22 protein-coding genes and 1 rRNA gene are annotated in these 22,511 nt (G+C 73.0%); 20 read left to right on the plus strand and 3 right to left on the minus strand.

Annotated elements, in window-relative coordinates; genetic code table 11:
- Positions 1 to 29 precede the first annotated feature (29 nt).
- The 6 genes from rplT to ACWAT2_RS10375 are packed head-to-tail and all read left to right on the plus strand — an operon-like array spanning position 30 to position 6,566.
- Positions 30 to 413, plus strand: coding sequence for a 50S ribosomal protein L20 (gene rplT, locus ACWAT2_RS10350; RefSeq protein ID WP_106267912.1), 384 nt, complete (start codon positions 30 to 32; stop codon positions 411 to 413).
- Between the two features lie 43 nt (positions 414 to 456).
- The gene (locus tag ACWAT2_RS10355) at positions 457 to 1,323 is read left to right on the plus strand and encodes a TrmH family RNA methyltransferase (RefSeq protein ID WP_402375165.1); all 867 of its coding nucleotides are present in this window, start codon (positions 457 to 459) and stop codon (positions 1,321 to 1,323) included.
- Between the two features lie 31 nt (positions 1,324 to 1,354).
- Complete coding sequence (gene thpR / locus ACWAT2_RS10360) at positions 1,355 to 2,020, plus strand: RNA 2',3'-cyclic phosphodiesterase (RefSeq protein WP_402375163.1); 666 nt, start codon at positions 1,355 to 1,357, stop codon at positions 2,018 to 2,020.
- 34 nt (positions 2,021 to 2,054) lie between these two features.
- Positions 2,055 to 3,137, plus strand: a complete 1,083-nt coding sequence (gene pheS, locus ACWAT2_RS10365) for a phenylalanine--tRNA ligase subunit alpha (RefSeq protein ID WP_402375160.1) — start codon at positions 2,055 to 2,057, stop codon at positions 3,135 to 3,137.
- The gene (gene pheT / locus ACWAT2_RS10370) at positions 3,137 to 5,713 is read left to right on the plus strand and encodes a phenylalanine--tRNA ligase subunit beta (protein ID WP_402375158.1); all 2,577 of its coding nucleotides are present in this window, start codon (positions 3,137 to 3,139) and stop codon (positions 5,711 to 5,713) included. The genes pheS and pheT overlap by 1 nt, the downstream gene beginning before the upstream one ends.
- On the plus strand, positions 5,706 to 6,566 hold the full coding sequence (locus tag ACWAT2_RS10375) for an SDR family NAD(P)-dependent oxidoreductase (protein WP_402375156.1): 861 nt from the start codon (positions 5,706 to 5,708) through the stop codon (positions 6,564 to 6,566). Before pheT ends, ACWAT2_RS10375 begins: the two co-directional genes overlap by 8 nt.
- 31 nt (positions 6,567 to 6,597) lie before the next feature.
- Here the strand turns inward: ACWAT2_RS10375 and ACWAT2_RS10380 are convergent, their stop codons facing one another.
- Positions 6,598 to 7,377, minus strand: a complete 780-nt coding sequence (locus tag ACWAT2_RS10380; RefSeq protein WP_402375154.1) for an LLM class F420-dependent oxidoreductase — start codon at positions 7,375 to 7,377, stop codon at positions 6,598 to 6,600.
- A gap of 83 nt (positions 7,378 to 7,460) precedes the next feature.
- On the opposite strand from ACWAT2_RS10380, the gene ACWAT2_RS10385 reads away from it, so the two are divergent.
- The gene (locus ACWAT2_RS10385) at positions 7,461 to 8,201 is read left to right on the plus strand and encodes a CPBP family intramembrane glutamic endopeptidase (protein WP_402375152.1); all 741 of its coding nucleotides are present in this window, start codon (positions 7,461 to 7,463) and stop codon (positions 8,199 to 8,201) included.
- On the opposite strand, the gene ACWAT2_RS10390 is transcribed toward ACWAT2_RS10385, so the two are convergent.
- Both ACWAT2_RS10390 and ACWAT2_RS10395 read right to left on the minus strand, forming a co-directional pair.
- Positions 8,180 to 8,998, minus strand: a complete 819-nt coding sequence (locus ACWAT2_RS10390) for a methyltransferase domain-containing protein (RefSeq protein ID WP_402375150.1) — start codon at positions 8,996 to 8,998, stop codon at positions 8,180 to 8,182. The genes ACWAT2_RS10385 and ACWAT2_RS10390 overlap by 22 nt on opposite strands.
- Positions 8,999 to 9,042: 44 nt before the next feature.
- The gene (locus tag ACWAT2_RS10395; protein ID WP_402375148.1) at positions 9,043 to 10,026 is read right to left on the minus strand and encodes a quinone oxidoreductase family protein; all 984 of its coding nucleotides are present in this window, start codon (positions 10,024 to 10,026) and stop codon (positions 9,043 to 9,045) included.
- 35 nt (positions 10,027 to 10,061) lie between these two features.
- Between ACWAT2_RS10395 and ACWAT2_RS10400 the strand changes: the two genes are divergently transcribed.
- From ACWAT2_RS10400 to ACWAT2_RS10460, 13 genes are all read left to right on the plus strand, one after another.
- Positions 10,062 to 10,568 (plus strand): GNAT family N-acetyltransferase, encoded by a 507-nt coding sequence (locus ACWAT2_RS10400; RefSeq protein ID WP_402375146.1) that lies wholly within the window; start codon positions 10,062 to 10,064, stop codon positions 10,566 to 10,568.
- A gap of 54 nt (positions 10,569 to 10,622) precedes the next feature.
- Positions 10,623 to 11,696: an N-acetyl-gamma-glutamyl-phosphate reductase gene (gene argC / locus ACWAT2_RS10405; protein ID WP_402375144.1), complete on the plus strand. Its 1,074-nt coding sequence runs from the start codon at positions 10,623 to 10,625 to the stop codon at positions 11,694 to 11,696.
- Positions 11,693 to 12,883, plus strand: coding sequence for a bifunctional glutamate N-acetyltransferase/amino-acid acetyltransferase ArgJ (argJ, locus tag ACWAT2_RS10410; protein ID WP_402375142.1), 1,191 nt, complete (start codon positions 11,693 to 11,695; stop codon positions 12,881 to 12,883). The genes argC and argJ overlap by 4 nt, the downstream gene beginning before the upstream one ends.
- On the plus strand, positions 12,880 to 13,842 hold the full coding sequence (gene argB / locus ACWAT2_RS10415) for an acetylglutamate kinase (RefSeq protein WP_402375140.1): 963 nt from the start codon (positions 12,880 to 12,882) through the stop codon (positions 13,840 to 13,842). Before argJ ends, argB begins: the two co-directional genes overlap by 4 nt.
- Complete coding sequence (locus ACWAT2_RS10420) at positions 13,839 to 15,095, plus strand: acetylornithine transaminase (protein ID WP_402375138.1); 1,257 nt, start codon at positions 13,839 to 13,841, stop codon at positions 15,093 to 15,095. Before argB ends, ACWAT2_RS10420 begins: the two co-directional genes overlap by 4 nt.
- Positions 15,095 to 16,027 carry an ornithine carbamoyltransferase gene (argF, locus tag ACWAT2_RS10425; protein ID WP_402375136.1) on the plus strand — a complete coding sequence of 311 codons (933 nt, stop codon included), beginning with the start codon at positions 15,095 to 15,097 and terminating at the stop codon, positions 16,025 to 16,027. The genes ACWAT2_RS10420 and argF overlap by 1 nt, the downstream gene beginning before the upstream one ends.
- Positions 16,024 to 16,560 carry an arginine repressor gene (locus ACWAT2_RS10430; RefSeq protein ID WP_402375135.1) on the plus strand — a complete coding sequence of 179 codons (537 nt, stop codon included), beginning with the start codon at positions 16,024 to 16,026 and terminating at the stop codon, positions 16,558 to 16,560. The genes argF and ACWAT2_RS10430 overlap by 4 nt, the downstream gene beginning before the upstream one ends.
- Positions 16,561 to 16,606: 46 nt before the next feature.
- Complete coding sequence (locus tag ACWAT2_RS10435) at positions 16,607 to 17,836, plus strand: argininosuccinate synthase (protein WP_402375133.1); 1,230 nt, start codon at positions 16,607 to 16,609, stop codon at positions 17,834 to 17,836.
- A 2-nt stretch (positions 17,837 to 17,838) separates the two neighbouring features.
- Positions 17,839 to 19,305: an argininosuccinate lyase gene (gene argH, locus ACWAT2_RS10440; protein ID WP_402375131.1), complete on the plus strand. Its 1,467-nt coding sequence runs from the start codon at positions 17,839 to 17,841 to the stop codon at positions 19,303 to 19,305.
- Entirely contained in the window at positions 19,306 to 19,929 is a 624-nt protein-coding gene (locus ACWAT2_RS10445; protein WP_402375129.1) for a uridine kinase family protein, read from the plus strand.
- Entirely contained in the window at positions 19,926 to 20,603 is a 678-nt protein-coding gene (locus tag ACWAT2_RS10450; RefSeq protein ID WP_402375127.1) for a DNA-3-methyladenine glycosylase, read from the plus strand. The genes ACWAT2_RS10445 and ACWAT2_RS10450 overlap by 4 nt, the downstream gene beginning before the upstream one ends.
- Positions 20,604 to 20,688: 85 nt before the next feature.
- A complete protein-coding gene (gene tyrS, locus ACWAT2_RS10455) occupies positions 20,689 to 21,948 on the plus strand; it encodes a tyrosine--tRNA ligase (protein WP_402375125.1) in 1,260 nt (419 codons plus the stop codon).
- Between the two features lie 483 nt (positions 21,949 to 22,431).
- Positions 22,432 to 22,511: ribosomal RNA gene (locus ACWAT2_RS10460) — 16S ribosomal RNA — on the plus strand; the annotation flags it as partial.

The following is a 22,511-nucleotide window of genomic DNA, read 5'->3' on the forward strand; positions in this document are numbered from 1 at the left end:
CTTCCGACCCAAACTGCAAGGAGCATCACGTGGCACGCGTGAAGCGGGCGGTCAACGCCCACAAGAAGCGTCGTACGACCCTCGAGCGCGCCAGCGGCTACCGCGGCCAGCGCTCGCGCCTGTACCGGAAGGCCAAGGAGCAGGTCACCCACTCCTTCGTCTACTCGTACCGCGACCGGAAGGCCAAGAAGGGCGACTTCCGCAAGCTCTGGATCCAGCGCATCAACGCTGCGTCCCGCGCGCAGGGCATGACCTACAACCGCTTCGTCCAGGGCCTCAAGGCCGCGGGCGTCGAGGTCGACCGTCGGATGCTCGCCGAGCTCGCGGTCAACGACATCGCCGCGTTCAACGCGCTGGTCCAGGTCGCGAAGGACGCCCTCCCCACGGACGTCAACGCGCCCAAGGCCGCCTGAGCCTGCGCCGCACCACCCGGACGCCCGGACAGCCCACCTGCCGATGCCTCGCATCCCCGACGTGACCCTCGCCAACCCGCGAGCGGCGCGCGTCAAGCAGGTCAGGGCACTGTCCGGGCGTCCTGCGCGTTCGCAGCACGGTCAGCTGCTCGTCGAGGGTCCGCAGGGCGTCCGCGAGGCGGTCCGGCACGCCCCGGCCGCGGTACGCGACGTCTACCTCACGGAGGCCGCGGCGCAGCGCTACGCCGAGATCCTGGACGCCGCCCTCGAGGCGGCCCTGTACGTCCACGTCGGCACTCCCGAGGTCCTGGCGGCCATGAGCCCGGACGCCCAGGGGGTGCTGGCCGTCGTGCGTGCGGAGCGACCGACGCTCCAGGCGGCGCTCGGGACGCTGGCCGAGGGCCGCCGTCGTCCCCTGCTGGTCGCCGTGCTGGCGACCGTGCGCGACCCGGGCAACGCGGGCACCGTGATCCGGGCGGCCGACGCCGCCGGTGCCGACCTCGTCGTCCTCGCCGGGGACAGCGTCGACGTGCACAACCCGAAGGTCGTGCGCTCCACCGCGGGCTCGCTCTTCCACCTGCCGGTCGTGTCCGGCGTCCCGCTCGCCGACGTGGTCGACGCCGTCCGCGCGGCCGGGTGCACCGTGCTCGCCGCCGACGGCGCGGGCGACCACGACCTCGACGACCTCCTGGACGTCGCCGGGCCGACGGCGGAGCGCCCCGCGGGGGTGCCGGACCTGGCGGAGTCCTCGGCCTGGGTCTTCGGCAACGAGGCGTGGGGCCTGCCGGCGGCGGACCGCGAGCTGGCCGACGCCGTCGTCCGCGTGCCGATCCGCGGCCGTGCCGAGTCGCTGAACCTGGCGACGGCCGCGACCGTCTGCCTGTACGCCTCCGGTCGCGCCCAGCGCTGATCGCGTCGGACCCGGGGCCTAAGATCGCCGGGTGCGACTCTTCACCGCGGTCTATCCCCCGGCCGACGCCTCGACGCACCTCGACCTGGCCCTCGGCGGCGTCAGGGCCTCCGCCGAGCCGGAGCCCGGCGTACGCCTGCGCTGGATCGTCCCCGAGCAGCGGCACGTCACCCTCGCGTTCCACGGGAGGGTGCCCGACGGCGCGGTGCCCGGCTACGTGGACTCGCTGCGGGAGGCGCTGGCCCAGGTTGAGCCGTTCCGGCTGTCCCTGGCCGGCAGCGGGACGTTCGGCGGACGGACCCTGTGGGTGGGGGTGCGCGACGGCGTGCCGACGCTGCGCCGTCTCACCGACGTCGTGACCGACGTCGCGGCGGCCGAGGGCGTCCCGGCGGAGGACCGGGTGGGCGGCCGTCCGCACCTCACGGTGGCCCGGGCCTCCGTCCAGCGCGGCGCGGTCGAGCGCCGCGGCGGGGGACGCGAGCGGCGACGCCCCACCGACGCCTCGCCCTTCGGGTCGTGGGCCCGCGCCCTGGCGGTCTACGCCGGTCCGCGCTGGCAGGTCGGCAGCGTGCACGTGGTCGCGTCCGAGCTCGGCGCCGGCCGGTCGGGCGGCCCGGCACACTCCGACGTCGCGGTCCTGCCGATCGGCCGCGACGAACCGGTCGACGGGAGTGCCCCGGACGGGCACATAGACTGAGCCCGCCGCCACGCTCAACTCCAGGAAGGCCCGCATGTCTGCGCCCGAACCGCTGCCCGACCCGCTGGACGTCGCCGCCCTCGACACCGCCGTCGAGGCGGCCCTGGCCGACATCGCCGCGGCACCCGACCTCGACGCGCTGAAGGCCGTCCGCACGCGGCACACCGGCGACCGGAGCACCCTGGCGCTGGCCAACCGTGCCATCGGTGCCCTGCCCGGGCCGGACAAGTCCGCCGCCGGCAAGAACGTGGGACCGCGGCGGGGTCGCCTCAACCAGGCGCTGTCCGCCCGCCAGGTCGAGCTGGAGGCCGAACGCGACGCCAGGGTCCTGGCCGACGAGGCGGTCGACGTCACGCTGCCGACCGACCGCGCCCCGCGAGGTGCGCGACACCCGATCGAGTCGATCCAGGAGCGCATCGCCGACTTCTTCGTCGGGCTCGGCTGGGAGATCGCCGACGGACCCGAGGTCGAGACCGAGTGGTTCAACTTCGACGCGCTCAACTTCGGACCCGACCACCCCGCCCGGCAGATGCAGGACACGTTCTACGTGGCGGGCACCGAGGTCCTTGACGGTGCGCCGGACCAGGACCCGCCGAACCTCGTGCTGCGTACCCACACGTCGCCGGTGCAGGCCCGGTCCTTGCTGGAGCGCGGGGTGCCCCTGTACATCGCGTGCCCCGGCAAGACGTTCCGCACCGACGCCCTGGACGCGACCCACACGCCGGTGTTCCACCAGGTCGAGGGTCTCGCGGTCGACAAGGGTCTGACGATGGCGAACCTGGTGGGCACGCTGGACGCGTTCGCACGCGCGATGTTCGGGCCCGAGGCTCGCACGCGGCTGCGCCCGAGCTTCTTCCCCTTCACCGAGCCCAGCGCCGAGATGGACCTGTGGTTCCCGCAGAAGAAGGGCGGCCCGGGCTGGATCGAGTGGGGCGGCTGCGGCATGGTTCACCCGAACGTGCTGCGCGCCACCGGCGTGGACCCCGAGGAGTACTCGGGCTTCGCCTTCGGCATGGGGATCGAGCGCACGCTCATGCTGCGGCACTCCATCGCTGACATGCACGACATGGTGGAGGGCGACGTGCGCTTCTCCACCCAGTTCGGGACGGAGATCTGATGCCCCGCATCGTTGCTGACTGGCTCGCCGACCACGTCGACCTGCCCGGCGGCCTGACGACGGAACAGCTGGCGGCCGACCTGGTGCGGGTCGGTCTCGAGGAGGAGGAGATCCACCCGGCCGCCGTGTCGGGGCCCCTCGTCGTCGGCCGGGTGCTCGAGCTGACGGGGGAGCCGCAGAAGAACGGCAAGACCATCAACTGGTGCCGGGTCGACGTCGGCCCGGAGCACAACGACGACGACGGCGCCCGGGGGATCGTGTGCGGCGCGCACAACTTCGGCGTCGGTGACCTCGTCGTCGTCTCGCTGCCGGGGACGGTGCTGCCCGGAGGTTTCGAGATCGCGGCGCGCAAGACATACGGTCACGTCTCGGACGGCATGATCTGCTCCACGAAGGAGCTGGGGCTCGGTGACGACCACGACGGCATCCTCGTGCTCACCCAGGCGGGCTTCGACGCCGCCGAGCTGGCCCCGGGTCAGGACGCGATCGAGCTGCTCGGCCTGGGCGACGAGGTCCTCGAGATCAACGTCACCCCGGACCGCGGCTACGCCTTCAGCTACCGCGGCGTGGCGCGGGAGTACGCGCACTCCACCGGTGCCGCCTTCACCGACCGGGGCCTTCCCGACGCGTTGCCGACGCCGCCGCCGGCGGCGACCGAGGACGGGTTCGCCGTCGTGGTCGAGGACGACGCGCCGATCGACGGCCGGGTCGGCTGCGACCGCTTCGTGACGCGCGTCGTGCGCGGCATCGACCCGGCAACCCCGACGCCGGCCTGGATGAAGCGCCGACTCGAGGGTTCGGGCATGCGGTCCGTCTCGCTCGCGGTCGACGTGACGAACTACGTCATGCTCGACCTGGGCCAGCCGCTGCACGCCTACGACCTGAGCCAGGTCTCCGCGCCGATCGTGGTGCGCCGGGCAGGGCTCGTCGACGGCCGGGCCGAGCACCTGACGACGCTCGACGACGTCGACCGCACCCTCGACCCCGAGGACCTGCTCATCACCGACTCTCCGGACGGCGCCCGGGGTTCCCGGGTGCTCGGCCTGGCGGGGGTCATGGGCGGCGCCTCCTCCGAGGTGTCGGCGACGACCACCGACGTGCTGGTCGAGGCCGCGCACTTCGACCAGGTCTCCGTCGCCCGGACCGCCCGCCGCCACAAGCTGCCCTCCGAGGCGGCCAAGCGGTTCGAGCGCGGCGTGGACCCGCACCTGCCCGCCGTCGCGGCGCAGCGCGTCGTGGACCTGCTGGTCGAGCTGGCCGGCGGCACTGCCGACCCCGCCGTCGGCGACGTGGACACCACGACGCCGCCGCGGCCGATCCTGCTCGACGTCACCCTGCCCACCCGCACGGCGGGCGTGGACTACACCCGCGACCAGGTCGTCGCGATCCTCGACCAGATCGGCTGCGCCGTGGTCGACGGCAGCGGTGACCGGCTGGAGGTGACGCCGCCGACCTGGCGCCCGGACCTCACCGAGCCGGCGACCCTGGTCGAGGAGGTCGTGCGCATCGCCGGCTACGACCAGATCCCGTCGCTGCTCCCGGCCGCTCCCGGAGGCCGTGGCCTGACCGCCGAGCAGCGCCTGCGACGGTCCGTGGCGCGAGCGCTCGCGGACGCCGGTCTCGTCGAGGTGCTCACGTACCCGTTCATCGGGGAGCCCGACCTGGACGCCCTCGACCTGCCGGCCGACGACCCGCGCCGCGCGGCGCTGCGGCTCGTGAACCCGCTGGCGGAGGACAGGCCGCTGCTGCGCACCAACCTCCTGGTCACGCTGCTCGAGGCCGCCCGCCGCAACGTCTCGCGCGGCCTGGACGACGTGTCGGTCTTCGAGATCGGCCTGGTGTCCCGTCCGACGCCGGGCTCCCCGGCCGCGCCGCAGCTCCCGGTCGGTGTGCGCCCCAGCGCGGAGCAGCTCGACGCCCTCGCTGCCGCCACGCCGTCGCAGCCTCGTCGCGTGGCCGGGGTTCTCGCCGGGCACGCGGTGCCCACCGGTTGGTGGGGCAGGGGCCGGCCGGTCGACTGGGCCGACGCCGTGGAGGCCGCGCGGCTCGTCGCGCAGGTCGTCGGCGTCGACGTGGTCGTGTCCGCGGACCCGGACCACCAGCCGTGGCACCCCGGCAGGTGCGCGCGTATCGGCCTGCCGGACGGCATGCTCGTCGGCCACGCCGGCGAGCTCCACCCCAAGGTCGTCGAGCGGCTCGGGCTGCCGGCCCGCGCCTCGGCCTTCGAGCTCGACCTCTCGGCCCTGGCCGCGGCGGCGAGCGGTGCGCCCGTCGTGGCGTCCTCGGTGTCGGCGTTCCCCGCCGCCAAGGAGGACTTCGCATTCGTGGTGGACGCCGAGGTCCCCGCGCAGGACGTCCACGCGGCGATCGTGGCGGGTGCCGGGGAGCTCCTCGAGGACGTGCGGCTCTTCGACGTCTTCACCGGCGAGCAGGTCGGTGCCGGCAAGAAGTCGTTGGCGTACTCGCTGCGGCTGCGCGCCGCCGACCGCACGCTGAGCGCTGACGACGTCCGCTCCGTGCGCGACGGCGTCGTGGCCGCCACCGCCGAGCGGGTGGGGGCGGTCCTGCGTGGCTGAGGCCACCGCGTCCGACCCCGCACCGGCGTCGACCGCGCTGGTCACCGGCGCGACTCGCGGCATCGGCCGTGCGGTCGCGCTCGGTCTGGCTGACGCCGGCCTCGACGTCGCGCTCCTGGCGCGCGACGAGGCCCGGCTCGCCCGCGTCGCGGCTGAGGTGCGTGACCGGGGCCGGACGGCGCTCGCGCTGCCGGTCGACGTCACGGAACCGGGTGCGGTCGCCGACGCCGTGGACCGGGCCGAGGCACCGGTCGCCGACGGCGGGCTCGGCGGCATCGACCTGCTGGTGAACAACGCCGGTCGCATCGACACCGAGGTTCCGCTCTGGGAGGCGGATGCCGACGAGTGGTGGCAGGTCGTCGAGACCAACGTGCGCGGCCCGTTCCTCCTGGCGCGGCACGTGGTGCCGGCCATGCTGGCGCGTGGCGGCGGCCGCGTGGTCGACGTCAACAGTGGTGCCGGCACGCACGACATGGCGGTGGCGAGTGCCTACAACGTGAGCAAGACGGCACTGCTGCGCCTCGGCCATCACCTGCACGTCGCCGGCACCGGGAGCGGGCTCCGCGTCTTCGAGGTGGCACCGGGCACGGTGGCCACCGACATGACGGGCTCGATGGCGATGCACGCCGACCGCACAGAGTGGACACCGGTAGAGCGCACCGTCCAGATGGTGGCCGCGATAGCGAGCGGTGACCTGGACGCGTGCTCCGGCTGGTACGTCCGGGTCACGCACGACACGCCGTCCTCGTTGCGCAAGCTGGTGGAGACCGGCACGGGCCCCACGTCCCGTCACCTGCGGGTGCTGCCCGCGAACGGCTCCGACCGGCTCGGACCGGACCTCACGGGACGCTGACGGCGGCGCGGCGCTCGGTCACCACGCACGGTCACTGACGCGCGTCGCGCCAGGCGACCCACTGCCGGACCAGGTCGAGGTCGAACTCCGGCCCGCTGGTGCCGATGGTGAACAGGGTGGCACCCGCGTCGACCAGGTCGTCGGCGATCTCCTGCGGGGGCCGCTTGACGCCGATGGATCGTTCGACCTGAGCGTCCGTGTCCCGGCCGACGTCGTCGCCGTGGGCCGCGAGCACGCGCGACTTGTGGCGCAGGGTCTCGGCGTCGCCGAACGAGTGCCACACGTCGGCGTGCTCGGCGACCAGTCGCAGCATCTTCTTCTCACCGCCGCCGCCGATGAGCAGCGGGATCTCGCGCGTGGGCGCGGGGTTGCCGGCCGCGAGGCGTGCACGGATGCGGGGGAGTGCCGCGGTGAGGTCGGCGATGCGCGTCCCGTCCGTGCCGAACTCGTAGCCGAACTCCCGGTAGTCCTTCTCGGCCCACCCGGCCCCGATGCCGAGGACGAGCCGACCGCCGCTGATGTGGTCGACGGTGCGCGCCATGTCGGCCAAGAGGTCGGGGTTGCGGTAGCCGTTGCCCGTCACGAGGGCGCCGATCTCGACCCGTTCGGTCTGTTCGGCCCAGGCACCGAGCATCGTCCAGCACTCGAAGTGCTTGCCGTCCGGGTCGCCGGACAACGGGAAGAAGTGGTCCCAGTTGAACACGACGTCGACTCCGGCATCCTCAGCGCGAAGCACCGTGTCGCGGATCGTGGCGTAGTCGCCGTGCTGCTGACCGAGCTGATAGGCGATGCGGACGGGGCGTGAGGTCATGCGGGAAACCTAGTGCCGGCCGAGCGCGGACTCAATGGCCCGGCGTCTACCCGGCGGATGGCGGTGAGCGGTAGCGTCACGCTGTGCCTTCTGTGACGTTCGTCCTCGCCACCGTGGTCGCGTCGGTGGCGATGCTGCTGTTGCAACCTGTCGTCGGGCTCGACCCGGCCGTCCTCGCACTCGTGCAGCTCGGACCCGCGATCGGTGCCGTGGCGACGTTCCTGGTGCATCGTCGACGACTCGTCGCAGGCCGTCCCGATCCGGTGGACGCCCGCCGGTTCGCGGCTGCTCTGGGTGCTGCGCTGGCAGCCTCCGTCGTCTTTGCGGGGGTGCTCACCGTCCTCGGGCTCGCTGCGGGCCAGGAGCTGGCCGGCGCTCATGGTGTCGGCGCGGTGCCGTTCGTCGTCGTGCTCGGCGCGCAGCTCCTCGGCGCCACGGCGGAGGAGATCGGTTGGCGCGGTGTCCTGCAGCCGCAGCTGGAGACGCGGTGGTCCGTCGTGGCTGCGGCGGTCGTGACGGGTGTCGTCTGGGGCCTGTGGCACATCCAGTACGTCGCCGCCGGGATCCTGATCGGTGCGGTGTTCGTCTTCTCCACCGTCGTGCTGTCGGTGCTCATGGCTGTCGTCGGGCGCGGGACGGTCCTGCAGCGGGTGGTGGTGGCCTCGCTCGTGCACTGGTTGGTGAACATCAGCCTGCTCGTCGCGCTGGGCGACGTCGTGACGTTGGCGGCCGTCCTCCGGTGGGGCGTGGCGGCAGTCGTCGCGGCCGCTGTTGCCGTGGTGCTCGTGCGGGGCGTGACCCGTCAGGCCCGTGCGGCGGTGTGACGGGGGACGCGGGTCGCGACGGCGAAGACCCGCCGGAACTCCAGCGGCGTGCCGTATGCCCGCTCGGGGTAGGCGTCCCGCAGCGCGGCACCGTACTCGTCCGCGAAGGCCGCCTGCAGTGCGGTGCCGTGGGTGTGGTCGTGCGCCGCCAGCGCCTGCAGCGTGGGCTGCGCCCCGGTCGCCGAGATCCAGCGGAGCACGGGGTCCGGGCCAGCCAGCACGTGCGTGTACGTGGTCTCCCACGCGTCGACGGTCCAGCCGGGCGCGGCGAGCAGGTCGAGGTACTCGGCCGGGTCCGCCGTCGCACGCCGGGGCACCGGTCCGACGACGGCGGCGTACGGCTCGCGGGCCGCCACCTCGCGGAGCAGGGCGTGGCTGGGCGCGTCGTGGTTGCCGGGGACCTGGAGGGCGAAGGTCTGGGTGGCGGTCGCGGCCAGGGGCCTCAGGAGGTCGCGGTGGCCGGGGACCCACTGCAGCGCGGCGTTGCTGACGACGAGGTCTGCGCGGGCCGTCGACGTGCGGTCGGCGGCGTGGTCCCGCAGGTCGGCGAGCTTGTACCGCGCCCGCGGGTCGTGGTTGTCCGCGGTCGCCCGCTCGATCATCGCGGGCGAGTCGTCGACGCCGAGGACGTCGGCGTCGGGCCAGCGTGCGCGCAGCAGCGCGGTGAGGTGTCCGGGACCGCACCCGAGGTCGACCACGGTGGCGGGCTCTCCGGGGATGCGCGCGAGGAGCTCGGCGAACGGGCGGGACCGCTTGTCGGTGTATCGCAGGTAGGCGGCGGGGGACCAGTCGGCCACGAAATCTCCCTTGACGTCAAGTATCTTGACATCAAGATATATCCCTACGGCAGCAGGAGCACCTTGCCGGTCGTCGCGCGGCCCTCGAGGGCCGCGTGTGCTGCAGCGGCGTCGGTCAAGGCGTAGGTCGCCCCGACGCGGACCTCGAGGTCTCCACGAGCGGCGGCGCCGAGCACCTCGCCGGCCCGCCACTCGAGCTCGGCACGGGTCGCGGTGTAGTGCGCGAGCGTGGGGCGGGTGACGTACAGCGACCCGCCCGAGTTGAGCCGCTGCAGGTCGAACGGCGGCACCTGTCCGGACGCCCCGCCGAACAGCACCAGCGTGCCCCGTCGACGCAACGACGCCAGCGAGGCGTCGAAGGTGGCCGCACCCACGCCGTCGTACGCCACGTGCACGCCCGCGCCGTCGGTCAGCTCGTGGACGACGGCGGGCAGCTCGGCGGCGAGGTCGTCCATCGCCGCGTAGTCGATGGTGTGGGCCGCCCCTGCCGCGGACGAGAGCGCGGCCTTCTCCGGTGTCGAGACGGTGGTCAGCACCCGTCCGCCGCGCGCCGCGGCGAGCTGCGTCGCCAGGAGCCCGACGCCGCCGGCACCCGCGGTGAGGAGCACGTCGTGCCCCAGGCCCACCTCGAAGGTCGAGGCGACCAGGTAGTGCGCCGTCATGCCCTGCAGGGGCAGCGCGGCGGCGGTCGTCAGGTCGAGACCGGTCGGCACGCGGACCGCGACGTCGGCGCCGACCACGGCGAGCTCTGCGTACGACCCGGGCGCCTGGTGCCAGGCGACGCGGTCGCCGACGGCGAACCGGTCCGCCCCCGGCCCGCACGCCTCGACCGTGCCGGAACCTTCCACACCGACCACGTGCGGGTAGTCCATCGGGTAGACGCCCGCACGGCGGTAGGTGTCGATGAAGTTCACGCCGGCGGCGGCCACCCGCACCAGCAGCTCACCCGGGCCGGGCTCCGGGTCGGGACGCTCGGTGTACTCCAGGACCTCGGGACCGCCCGCCGACCGGGCCACGACTGCACGCATGCTCCGAGCCTACGGCCCGCCCGTAGCCTGTGGTCGTGACCCTGGAGATCCGTGCCGCGACCGACGCCGACTGGCCGATCCTGTGGCCCCTCGTCGAGGCGGTCGTCCGTGCCGGCGAGACCTACGCCTACCCGCTCGACCTGACGTCCGAGCAGGCATGCGAGCTGTGGATGGAGCGTCCGCCGGGCCGCACCGTCGTCGCCGTGGACGACGACGAGATCCTGGGGACGGCGAAGATGGGGCCGAACCGCCCGGGCCACGGCGACCACGTCGGCACCGCGTCGTTCATGGTCGCGGACGCTGCGCGAGGGCGTGGTGTCGGCCGCGCGCTGGCCGAGCACGTGATCGACTGGCACCGGCAGGAGGGCTTCCTCGGTATCCAGTTCAACGCCGTGGTCGAGTCCAACACGGCGGCGGTGCGCCTGTGGCGGTCGCTGGGCTTCGAGGTGGTCGGCACGGTGCCCGGCGCGTTCCGCAGCCCCGCGCACGGTCGCGTCGGCCTGCACGTGATGTATCGCAGCCTCGGCCGACCTTCCACCTGACCATCACGTGGAATATCTTCACCGGCATGCGCATAGGTATGTATAGTGTCGCGCATGGTCAGCACACCGGACGCCAGGTACCGCGTCGCCGTCGCCGGAGCATCCGGCTACGCCGGCGGAGAGTTCCTGCGCCTCGCCGCGGCGCACCCGCACCTCGAGATCGGCACCGTCACCGCGCACTCCAACGCGGGCAGCCAACTGGGCGAGGTGCAGCCGCACCTGCGGTCGCTGGCCGACAAGGTGCTCGAGCCCACCACGGCCGAGGCCCTCACCGGCCACGACGTCGTCGTGCTCGGGCTGCCGCACGGCGCGTCCGGCGAGATCGCCGCCCAGCTGCCCGACGACGTCCTCGTCCTCGACCTCGGCGCCGACCACCGGCTGGCCTCTGCGGCGGACTGGGAGTCGTTCTACGGCTCCGCGCACGCCGGGACGTGGCCGTACGGGCTGCCCGAGCTGAGCCACGCGGACGGCACGCACCAGCGTGACCACCTGGCGGGCGTGCACCGCATCGCGGTGCCCGGGTGCAACGTCACCGCCGTGACCCTCGGTCTGCAGCCGGGCGTCGCCGCCGGCCTCGTCAGCCCGACCGACGTCGTCGCCGTCCTCGCCAACGGGTTCTCCGGCGCGGGCAAGGCGCTCAAGCCGCACCTGCTCGCGGCCGAAGGCCTGGGCGCCGCCGTGCCCTACGCCGTCGGCGGCACGCACCGGCACATCCCGGAGATCGCCCAGAACCTGCGTACCGCGGGAGCGCCGGACGTCTCGATCAGCTTCACCCCGACGCTCGTGCCGATGTCGCGCGGGATCCTCGCCACGGTCACGGCGCGCCTTGCGCCCGGGCGCGGTGGCGCCACGTCCGCCGAGGTCCGCGCCGTGTGGGAGGAGGCCTGCGCCGACGAGCCGTTCGTCGAGCTGCTGCCGGAGGGGCAGTGGCCGTCGACGGCGGCGACCCTCGGCGCCAACGCGGCGTTGGTCCAGGTGGCTCTCGACGAAGGCGCCGGCCGTGTCGTGACGGTGACCGCCCTCGACAACCTGGTCAAGGGCACCGCCGGCCAGGCGGTCCAGGCCATGAACCTCGCCCTCGGCCTGCCGGAGACGGCCGGCCTGCGCACCGAAGGAGTCGCACCATGAGCGTCACCGCCCCGGCAGGATTCCGGGCCGCCGGCGTCGCCGCCGGCCTCAAGGACTCGGGCGGGCGTGACGTCGCGCTGGTCGTCAACGACGGTCCGCTGCGCACCGCGGCCGCCGTGCTGACGTCCAACCGCGTGCAGGCCGCCCCGGTGGTCTGGACGCGACAGGCAGTCTCGGACGGCGCCGCGCGCGCCGTCGTGCTGAACTCCGGCGGTGCCAACGCCTGCACCGGTCCCGAGGGGTTCGCCGACACGCACCGCACGGCCGAGCACGTGGCCGGGGTCCTGTCTACCGTTGCCGCCACGCCCGAGGAGGAGGTCGGGGCCGGCGACGTGCTCGTGTGCAGCACGGGTCTCATCGGCCTCCGGCTCGACCTCGACGCGCTGCTGAGCGGCGTGGACGCCGCCGCGGGATCGCTGACGGCCGACGGCGGCCCGGACGCAGCGCACGCGATCATGACGACCGACACGGTCGCCAAGACCGCGGTCGCCGAGCGGGACGGGTGGAGCGTCGGCGGCATGGCGAAGGGTGCGGGCATGCTCGCCCCCGGGCTCGCGACCATGCTCTCGGTGATCACGACCGATGCCGTCGTCGACCCGGCCACGGCCGATGCCGCGCTCCGCGCCGCCACCCGAACGACCTTCGACCGCGTCGACTCGGACGGCTGCATGTCCACCAACGACACCGTGATCCTGCTCGCGAGCGGTGCGTCCGGTGTCAAGACCGGCCTCGACGAGCTGACGGCCGCGGTCACCGAGGTCACCGCCTCGCTCGCGCGCCAGCTCGTCGCGGACGCCGAGGGCGCCAGTCACGACATCGCGGTCACCCTGCGGAACGCCACCACCGAGGACGCCGCGCTCGCGTGCGCCCGGGCGGTGACCCGGTCCAATCTCTTCAAGTCCGCCGTGTTCGGCAACGACCCGAACTGGGGCCGCGTGCTCGCGGCCGTCGGCACGGTGCCGCCCGAGGTCGCCCCATTCGACCCGCTGACGCTCGACGTCTCCATCAACGGCGTGCAGGTCTGCCGGGCGGGCGGCGTCGGTGCGCCACGGGAGCTCGTCGACCTGGCCTCCGACCGCGAGGTGCACGTGGAGGTCGACCTGCACGCCGGCGACGCGTCCGTGACCGTCTGGACCAACGACCTCACCCACGACTACGTCCACGAGAACAGCGCGTACTCCTCATGAGCGACCACGACACGGCGAGCGCCGCCGGACCCGCCTTCGACACCCGCACCGGCCTGCGCCCCGATCAGAAGGCCGAAGTCCTCATCGAGGCCCTCCCGTGGCTGCAGGAGTTCGCCGGCGCGCTCGTCGTGGTCAAGTACGGCGGCAACGCCATGATCGACGACGACCTCAAGGCGGCCTTCGCGCAAGACATGGTGTTCCTGCGCCAGGTCGGCCTGCGCCCCGTCGTGGTGCACGGCGGCGGTCCGCAGATCTCCCGGATGCTCGACCGCGTCGGCATCGCCTCCGAGTTCCGGGGCGGTCTGCGCGTGACCACGCCCGAGGCGATGGAGGTGGTGCGGATGGTCCTCACGGGCCAGGTCTCGCGCGAGCTCGTCGGGCTGATCAACGCCCACGCGCCCCGCGCCGTCGGGCTGTCGGGGGAGGACGGCGGGCTGTTCGGGGCCGTGCGCCGCCACGCCACGGTCGACGGCGAGCCCGTGGACGTGGGCCTCGTCGGCGACGTCGTCCAGGTCAACCCCTCGGCGGTGCAGGACCTGCTCGACGCCGGCCGCATCCCCGTGGTCTCCACCGTCGCTCCCGACATCGACGACCCCACCCAGGTGCTGAACGTCAACGCGGACACCGCCGCGGCGGCGCTCGCGGTGGCGCTCGGTGCGAAGAAGCTCATCGTGCTCACCGACGTCGAGGGTCTGTACACGAGCTGGCCCGACCGGGACTCCCTGGTGGAGCAGATCCCGGCCGGGGAGCTGGCGGCGCTCCTGCCGAGCCTGACGGCCGGCATGGTCCCCAAGATGGAGGCGTGCCTGCGGGCCGTCCAGGGCGGCGTGCCGCGCGCCTCGGTCATCGACGGCCGCCAGCCCCACTCCGTGCTGCTGGAGGTCTTCACCTCCCGTGGCAACGGCACGATGGTCGTGCCCGACGTCCCGCTGCGAACCGACCAGGAGCTCACCCCATGAGCGAGATCACCAGCACCGGCCGTGACCTGAGCGCCGCCGGGTGGACCGAGGCGTACACCCGATCGGTGATGGACACCTTCGGCCCGCCGCAGCGCATCCTCGTGCGCGGCGAGGGAGCCTACGTGTGGGACGTCGAGGGCACGCGCTACCTCGACCTTCTCGCCGGCATCGCGGTGAATGCTCTCGGCCACGCGCACCCCACCCTCACGGCGGCGGTGAGCGCGCAGCTCGGCACGCTCGGGCACGTGTCGAACTTCTTCGCCACGCCCACGCAGATCACGCTGGCCGAACGCCTGCTGCAGATCGCCGAGGCGCCCGAGGGGTCCAAGGTCTTCTTCACGAACTCCGGCACGGAGGCCAACGAGGCGGCGTTCAAGATGACGCGCCGCACCGGGCGCACCCGGGTCCTGGCTCTCGAGGGCGGGTTCCACGGACGGACCATGGGCGCGCTCGCCCTGACGCACAAGCCCGGCTACCGCGAGCCCTTCGAGCCGCTGCCGGGCGACGTCGAGCACCTGCCCTTCGGCGACACGGGCGCGCTGGAGGCTGCGTTCTCCCCGGCGGCCGTCGCCGAGCGGGGTGAGGTCGCGGCCCTGGTGGTCGAGCCGGTGCAGGGTGAAGCGGGTGTCCGGGCACTGCCCGAGGGCTACCTGGCGCTGGGGCGCCGGCTCACCAGCGACGCCGGCGCGCTCCTCGTGCTCGACGAGGTGCAGACCGGCATGGGACGCACCGGCGCCTGGTTCGCCTTCCAGCACCCGGAGATCGGCGGGGGCGTCGTGCCCGACGTCGTCACGCTGGCCAAGGGCCTCGGTGCCGGGTTCCCCGTGGGCGCGGTCCTGGCGCTCGGGGAACAGGCGGCGACGCTGCTGGGCCGCGGGCAGCACGGGACGACGTTCGGCGGCAACCCGGTGGCCGCGGCCGCCGGCCTCGCCACGATCGGCGTCATCGAGCGCGACCGGCTGCTCGCCCGCGCCCACGAGGTCGGTAAGGTGCTGCGCCGGGCGATCACCGCGGGCGGCAACCCCCTGGTGACGGGCGTCCGCGGGCACGGCCTGCTCCTGGCGGTCGAGCTCGCGCGTCCCGTGGCACCGCAGGTCGCCGCCGCGGCACTCGACGCCGGACTGATCGTCAACGCCGTCGCGCCGGACGCCGTGCGGCTCGCCCCACCACTGGTCCTGACGGCCGATCAGGCCCTGGACGCCGCGCGCTTCTTCGCCGGTGTGACCGTCCCCGAGAACCCGGAGGAGGAATGATGCCCCGTCACTTCCTGCGTGACGACGACCTCACGCCGGCCGAGCAGCGCGAGGTGCTCGAGCTCGCGATGGCGTTCCGTGAGGACCGCACCGTGCGCACCCCGCTGGCCGGACCCCAGGGGGTGGCCCTCGTCTTCGACAAGCCGACCCTGCGCACCCAGGTCTCCTTCTCGACAGGGATCGCCGAGATGGGTGGCTTCCCGGTCACGGTCGACGGGCGGCTCGCCCAGATCGGGGTACGGGAGTCCGTCGCGGACGTCACCCGCGTGCTGGACCGGCAGGTCTCCGCGATCGTGTGGCGGACGTTCGGTCAGGCTCGGATCGAGGAGATGGCCGCCGTCTCCCGGGTGCCCGTGGTGAACGCGCTGACGGACGACTTCCACCCCTGCCAGCTCCTGGCCGACCTGGTCACGATCGCGCAGCACCGCGGCGGGATCGCGGCCCTGCCGGGCCAGCGGCTCGTCTACGTCGGGGACGCGGCGAACAACATGGCGGTCTCGTACCTGCTCGCCGGCGCGACCGCCGGACTGCACGTCGTCGTCTGCGGCCCCGACGGCTACCTCCCGACCGGCGACGTCGTGGCCCGCGCCGACGGGATCGCCGCGACCACGGGCGGCTCGGTCGCCGTGACCACGGACGCCGCGGCCGCCGTCGTCGGCGCCGACGTCGTGGTGACCGACACCTGGGTGTCGATGGGCGACGAGGACGAGGCCACCCAGCGGGTCGCCGACCTCCTGCCGTACCAGGTCACGCCCGACCTCATGGCGGGAGCGAAGGACGACGCCCTCTTCCTGCACTGCCTTCCGGCCTACCGCGGCAAGGAGGTCGCCGGCGAGGTCATCGACGGCCCCCGGTCCGTCGTCTGGGACGAGGCGGAGAACCGTCTGCACGCCCAGAAGGCCGTCCTGACGTTCCTCCTGGAGCAGCGATGAGCGCGACGCCCGCCCACGGCCCGCTCACCACCAAGGCGGCGCGGCACGCGCGCATCGTCGAGATCGTGCGGCGCACCGCGATCCACTCGCAGGCGGAGCTCGCCCGCGAGCTCGCCGACGAAGGGCTGTCCGTCACCCAGGGCACGCTCTCGCGCGACCTCATCGAGCTGCGTGCCGAGAAGGTCCGCAGCGCGGACGGCTCGCTCGTCTACGCCGTGCCCGGCGAGGGAGGCGACCGCAGCGTGCAGGCCCCCGGCGTCGGCGGCCACGACTCCGGCTACCTCGCGGCCCGCCTGGCCCGGCTCTGCGCCGACCTCCTGGTCTCGGCCGAGGCGTCCGGCAACCAGGTCGTGCTGCGCACACCGCCCGGGGCCGCGAACTACCTGGCCTCCGCCATCGACCACTCCGTCTTCCCCGGGGTCCTCGGCTGCATCGCCGGGGACGACACGATCCTGGTGATCGCCCGGGACCCGGCCGGCGGCGACGAGCTCGCCGCACGGTTCCTCGAGCTCACGGCGTCACCGGACGCCTGAGCCTGTCAGACTCGACCCCTCAACCGCACAGCAAGGATGAAGTTTCATGACTGAACGCGTGGTGCTCGCCTACTCCGGCGGCCTGGACACCTCCGTCGCGATCGGCTGGATCGCCGAGGCGACCGGTGCCGAGGTCGTCGCCGTCGCCGTCGACGTCGGCCAGGGCGGTGAGGACATGGAGATGATCCGCCAGCGCGCCCTCGACTGCGGTGCCGTCGAGGCGTACGTGGCGGACGCGCGCGACGAGTTCGCCGACGAGTACTGCATGCCGGCGCTCAAGGCGAACGGCCTGTACCTCGACCGCTACCCGCTCGTCTCCGCGATCTCGCGTCCGGTCATCGTCAAGCACATGGTGCGGGCCGCCCGCCAGTTCGGTGCGCAGACCGTGGCGCACGGGTGCACCGGCAAGGGCAACGACCAGGTCCGCTTCGAGGTGGCCACCACCTCGCTCGCGCCGGACCTCAAGACGATCGCCCCGGTGCGCGACCTGGCGTTGACGCGGGAGAAGGCGATCGACTACGCGGAGAAGCACGACCTGCCGATCGCGACGACGAAGAAGAACCCCTTCTCGATCGACCAGAACGTGTGGGGCCGGGCCGTGGAGACCGGCTTCCTCGAGGACATCTGGAACGAGCCCACCAAGGACGTCTACTCCTACACCGACGACCCCACGTTCCCGCCGGTCGCCGACGAGGTCGTCGTGACCTTCACCGAGGGTGTGCCCGTCGCGCTGGACGGGGTCGCGGTCTCCCCGCTCCAGGCGATCATGGAGATGAACCGCCGGGCCGGTGCCCAGGGCGTGGGCCGGATCGACATCGTCGAGGACCGCCTCGTGGGCATCAAGTCTCGCGAGGTCTACGAGGCGCCGGGCGCCATGGCTCTCATCGCGGCGCACCAGGAGCTCGAGAACGTGACCCTGGAGCGCGAGCAGTCCCGCTTCAAGAAGGGCGTCGAGCAGCGCTGGTCCGAGCTGGTCTACGACGGCATGTGGTTCAGCCCGCTGAAGAAGAACCTCGACGTGTTCGTCGACGAGACGCAGAAGTACGTCTCGGGCGACATCCGCCTCGTGCTGCACGGCGGCCGCGCCACCGTGACGGGGCGCAAGTCCGAGGCCGCGCTCTACGACTTCAACCTCGCGACGTACGACGAGGGCGACTCGTTCGACCAGTCGCACGCCAAGGGCTTCATCGAGATCTACGGTCTCGCCGCCAAGCAGGCCGCGGCTCGCGACGAGCGCTTCGGCAACGGCGTCGACTTCGGCACCGGAGACCTCTGACCATGGCCGACATCGAGAAGCGGTCCGACGGCGGCGCGGGGCCGAACGACGCGGTCGCTGCGCCGGCGTCGGTGAGCCTGTGGGGCGGCCGGTTCGCCGGCGGCCCCTCGCCGGAGCTCCAGGCGCTGTCGCAGTCGACGCACTTCGACTGGCGGCTCGCGGTGCACGACGTCGCCGGGTCGCGGGCGCACGCCCGGGTCCTGCACCGAGCCGGCCTGCTCGACGACGACGAGCTCACCGGCATGCTGGAGGCCCTCGACCGGCTCGAGGCCGACGTCGAGTCCGGCACGTTCCTTCCCCGGCTCGGTGACGAGGACGTGCACACCGCCCTCGAGCGGGGCCTCATGGAGCGCGCCGGGGACGAGCTCGGTGGCAAGCTCCGTGCCGGCCGGTCGCGCAACGACCAGATCGCCACGCAGGTGCGGATGTACCTGCGCCAGAACGCCCGCCTGATCGCCCAGCAGGTCGTCACGGTCGTCGACGAGCTCATCACCCAGGCGGAGGCGGCCGGCGACGCGGTCATGCCCGGCCGCACGCACCTGCAGCACGCTCAGCCCGTGCTGCTCGCGCACCACCTGCTGGCGCACGCGTGGCCGCTGCTGCGCGACGTGGACCGGCTCATCGACTGGGACGTGCGCGCGGCCCGCTCGCCGTACGGGTCGGGGGCGCTCGCGGGGTCGTCGCTGGGTCTGGACCCGGCCGCGGTGGCCGCCGAGCTGGGCTTCGACGGTCCGGTCGAGAACTCGATCGACGGCACCGCCGCCCGGGACGTGGTCGCGGAGTTCGCGTTCGTCGCGGCGATGATCGGGGTGGACCTGTCGCGGTTCTCCGAGGAGATCATCGCGTGGAACACCAAGGAGTTCGGGTTCGTCCGCCTCGACGACTCCTGGTCGACCGGGTCGAGCATCATGCCGCAGAAGAAGAACCCGGACATCGCGGAGCTCGCGCGCGGCAAGTCCGGCCGGCTGATCGGCGACCTGACCGGGCTCCTGGCGACGCTGAAGGGCCTGCCGCTCGCGTACAACCGCGACCTGCAGGAGGACAAGGAGCCCGTCTTCGACCAGGTGGACACGCTCACCGTCCTGCTGCCGGCCTTCGCCGGCATGGTCCGGACGCTGACGTTCGACACCGGCCGCATGGCGGAGCTCGCACCGCAGGGGTTCTCCCTGGCCACCGACGTCGCCGAGTGGCTGGTGCGCTCCGGCGTGCCGTTCCGGGTCGCGCACGAGGTCGCGGGCGCTTGCGTACGGGTCTGCGAGGAGCGCGGCATCGAGCTGTGGGACCTCTCGGACGCCGACCTCGCGGCGGTGTCGAGCCATCTGACGCCGGCGGTGCGCGAAGTGCTGACGGTCGAGGGGTCCGTCGCGTCCCGGGACGCCGTGGGCGGCACCGCACCGGCGCGGGTCACGGAGCAGCTCGAGGCCGCGAAGGAGCGTGCCACCGAGTTCAGGTTCTGGGCCGAGGGCTGAGTGAGCGTCGGCGCGGAGGTGCTCGCCGCCGTCGTGCAGCAGGTGCACGACGGCGTCCCGCGTCTGCCCGGGCCGGGTGCGTCCGCCCCGTGGCGGACCACCCGGCTCGTCTGCGTCGACGGCCCTGCGGGGTCGGGCAAGACGACCCTCGCCACCCAGCTGGCCGTCGAGCTCGTCTGCCAGGTGGTGCACATGGACGACCTCTACGAGGGCTGGGAGGCCGGGCCCGACGGCGGCGCGGCACGACTGCGCTCGTGGGTGCTGGACCCGCTGGCGGCGGGCAGTGCGGGGGAGTACCGGCGGTTCGACTGGGAGGCCGGGACGTACGCCGAGGCGCACACCGTGCCACCGGCGCCCTTCCTCGTGGTCGAGGGGTGCGGGGCTGCCGCGCGGCAGGTCGACCCGTGGGCCGTGCTGCGGATCTGGGTCGAGGCCGGCGACGAGGAGCGGCTGCGGCGCGGCCTCGCGCGCGACGGTGCGGCGGCGCGGCCCCACTGGTTGAGGTGGATGGCCGACGAAGCAGCGCACTACGCTGCGGAGCAGACCCGCGCGCGGGCCGACGTCCACCTCGACGGCTTCGGCCGGCCGCGCACGACGGCGCCGGAGTCACGGGAGGCGATATGACGGGTACGACGGCGGGCACCTCGCGGACGGCGACCCTGCCGTGGCAGGTCCCCGGCCCGGCCTGGTACGACCGGGACGTGCACACCGTGGCGCGCGACCTGCTCGGCGCCTACGTCACGCGCCGGACGCCCGAGGGCGAGGTCACTCTGCGCCTGACGGAGGTCGAGGCGTACGCCGGGGCCGTCGACCCGGCGTCGCACGCCTACCGGGGCCGCACCGAGCGCAACCGGTCCATGTTCGGCGGGCCCGGCCGCCTCTACGTCTACCGTCACCTCGGCCTGCACCACTGCGTCAACGTGGTGTGCGGGCCTGTGGGCAGGGCCTCGGCCGTCCTCCTGCGTGCCGGCGAGGTCGTCGCGGGCACCGAGCTGGCGCGTGCGCGTCGCACGGCGGCGGGCCGGTGCGACTCCGACCGGCAGATCGCTCGTGGCCCCGCGCGGCTCACGGTCGCGCTCGCGCTCGACCGTGGGGACGACGGCGCGGGCGTGACCGACGCCGAGGGCGCCGTCGTCGTGCACCTGCCGGTGGACCCGTTGCCGCGCGCCGTCGCGACCGGACCACGCGTCGGTGTGGGCGGCGAAGGTGCGGACCCGTCCAGGTTCGGGTGGCGGTCGTGGCTCGTCGACGAGCCGACCGTGTCGGCGTACCGACCGGTGTCGCGCCGGGGGCGCTGAGACGCGCGCGGGGCCGGCCGGCGGATCGGGCACACTAGGTGGGCGGCTCGGCCGGGCCGCGACGAACCACCCCGAGGAGCACACGGTGACCGACGTTCTCGACGAGCTGCACTGGCGAGGCCTGGTGGCGCAGACCACCGACGAGGCTGCGCTGCGCGACGCGCTCTCGGAGGGGCCGATCGCGTACTACTGCGGCTTCGACCCGACGGCGCCGAGCCTGCACCACGGTCACCTCGTCCAGCTCATCCTGCTGAGGCACCTGCAGCGTGCCGGGCACAGGGCTGTCGCGCTGGTCGGTGGGGCGACGGGGATGATCGGGGACCCTCGTCAGTCCGGCGAGCGGGTGCTCAACACCAAGGAGACCGTCGCCGAGTGGACGGAACGTCTCAAGGCGCAGATCTCCCGCTTCCTCGACTTCGACGGCGACAACCCGGCGGTCCTGGTCAACAACCTCGACTGGATCGACGGGATGTCGGCCATCGACTTTCTGCGCGACGTGGGCAAGCACTACCGCCTGGGCACCATGCTGGCCAAGGACACGGTGGCGCGCCGGCTGAGCTCGGACGAGGGGATCAGCTTCACCGAGTTCAGCTACCAGATCCTGCAGGGCATCGACTTCCTGGAGCTCTACCGTCGCCACGGGGTCACCCTGCAGACCGGTGGCAACGACCAGTGGGGGAACCTGCTCTCCGGGGTCGAGCTCGTGCGACGCTCCGAGGGCGAGACGGTCCATGTCATGACGACGCCGTTGATCACCAAGGCCGACGGCACCAAGTTCGGCAAGACCGAGGGTGGCGCGGTCTGGCTGGCGCCGGACCTGATGAGTCCGTACGCCTTCTACCAGTACTGGCTCAACGCGTCCGACTCGGACGTCGTGCCGTGGCTGAAGATCTTCACGTTCCGGACGCGCGAGGAGATCGGGGACCTCGAGCGTGAGGTGGCGGACCGCCCCTTCGCTCGCGTCGCCCAGAAGACGCTCGCCGCGGACGTCACCACCCTGGTGCACGGCGCCGCGGCGACGGAGGCGGTGGTCGCCGCGAGCCAGGCGCTGTTCGGCCGGGGCGAGCTGACCTCGCTGGACGCCGAGACGCTGGGGGCCGCGACGGCGGAGCTGCCCCGCGCCGAGGTGCAGGTCGGGACGCCCGTGCTCGACGCGCTCGTGGACAGCGGCCTGGTGGCGTCGCGCGCCGCCGGTCGACGGGCGGTCGCGGACGGCGGCGCCTACGTCAACAACGTCAAGGTCGAGTCGGAGGACGCTCTCCTCCGGGCGGAGGACCTGCTGCACGGCCGGTACGCGGTGCTGCGGCGGGGCAAGAAGACCCTCGCTGTCGCGGACGCCGGCTGACCGTCCGGACCGGAAACATGCTCTGGCCTGCGGATTTGGTCCGGGGGCCGGAGCATGTGTAATGTTCTGGTCGTTCGCCCGAGAGGGAGGCACGGACACCGAGGAGACAGCCCACGGGCTGGGTACCGGTGGCCGGTCCCGCGGGTGGACCACCTCGAACCTTCAGATCGGGTACAGTAGTGTGCCCGATCGATCGAGGACCCACCCGATCCAGGTCGGCCGGCGCTCACGGAGCGAGGGTTGACCAAGAGGATCGGACCGGGTAAGGTTGAAGGGTTGCCCCGGACGGGTCGGAGCGGTTGTTTCGGTCTTGGATGGTGTGCGTCGGTTGTTTGAGAACTCAACAGTGTGCTTGATAGTCAATGCCAAATTTTGAACCTTTTTGGTTCCTTTGGACTGGATTGAACAGCTAGTCTGTTTGGTCTGGCCAGTATCGATAGGCGACTGGCGGCTCTTTCGGGGGTTGTTGGTTGTTTTCTCTCTTTTACGGAGAGTTTGATCCTGGCTCAGGACGAACGCTGGCGGCGTGCTTAACACATGCAAGTCGAACGGTGAAGCCCAGC

It is taken from the genome of Isoptericola sp. GX10416, from assembly GCF_056590155.1.

Excerpts from the sequence above, each read along its gene's own strand:
- argB (WP_402375140.1), top strand. The coding sequence starts at position 12,880 with ATGAGCGACCACGACACGGCGAGCGCCGCCGGACCCGCCTTCGACACC.
- pheS (WP_402375160.1), top strand. The coding sequence starts at position 2,055 with ATGTCTGCGCCCGAACCGCTGCCCGACCCGCTGGACGTCGCCGCCCTC.
- ACWAT2_RS10420 (WP_402375138.1), top strand. The coding sequence starts at position 13,839 with ATGAGCGAGATCACCAGCACCGGCCGTGACCTGAGCGCCGCCGGGTGG.
- argF (WP_402375136.1), top strand. The coding sequence starts at position 15,095 with ATGCCCCGTCACTTCCTGCGTGACGACGACCTCACGCCGGCCGAGCAG.
- ACWAT2_RS10435 (WP_402375133.1), top strand. The coding sequence starts at position 16,607 with ATGACTGAACGCGTGGTGCTCGCCTACTCCGGCGGCCTGGACACCTCC.
- ACWAT2_RS10450 (WP_402375127.1), top strand. The coding sequence starts at position 19,926 with ATGACGGGTACGACGGCGGGCACCTCGCGGACGGCGACCCTGCCGTGG.
- ACWAT2_RS10395 (WP_402375148.1), bottom strand. The coding sequence starts at position 10,026 with ATGCGTGCAGTCGTGGCCCGGTCGGCGGGCGGTCCCGAGGTCCTGGAG.
- ACWAT2_RS10380 (WP_402375154.1), bottom strand. The coding sequence starts at position 7,377 with ATGACCTCACGCCCCGTCCGCATCGCCTATCAGCTCGGTCAGCAGCAC.
- pheT (WP_402375158.1), top strand. The coding sequence starts at position 3,137 with ATGCCCCGCATCGTTGCTGACTGGCTCGCCGACCACGTCGACCTGCCC.
- argH (WP_402375131.1), top strand. The coding sequence starts at position 17,839 with ATGGCCGACATCGAGAAGCGGTCCGACGGCGGCGCGGGGCCGAACGAC.
- ACWAT2_RS10430 (WP_402375135.1), top strand. The coding sequence starts at position 16,024 with ATGAGCGCGACGCCCGCCCACGGCCCGCTCACCACCAAGGCGGCGCGG.
- argC (WP_402375144.1), top strand. The coding sequence starts at position 10,623 with ATGGTCAGCACACCGGACGCCAGGTACCGCGTCGCCGTCGCCGGAGCA.
- ACWAT2_RS10355 (WP_402375165.1), top strand. The coding sequence starts at position 457 with ATGCCTCGCATCCCCGACGTGACCCTCGCCAACCCGCGAGCGGCGCGC.
- argJ (WP_402375142.1), top strand. The coding sequence starts at position 11,693 with ATGAGCGTCACCGCCCCGGCAGGATTCCGGGCCGCCGGCGTCGCCGCC.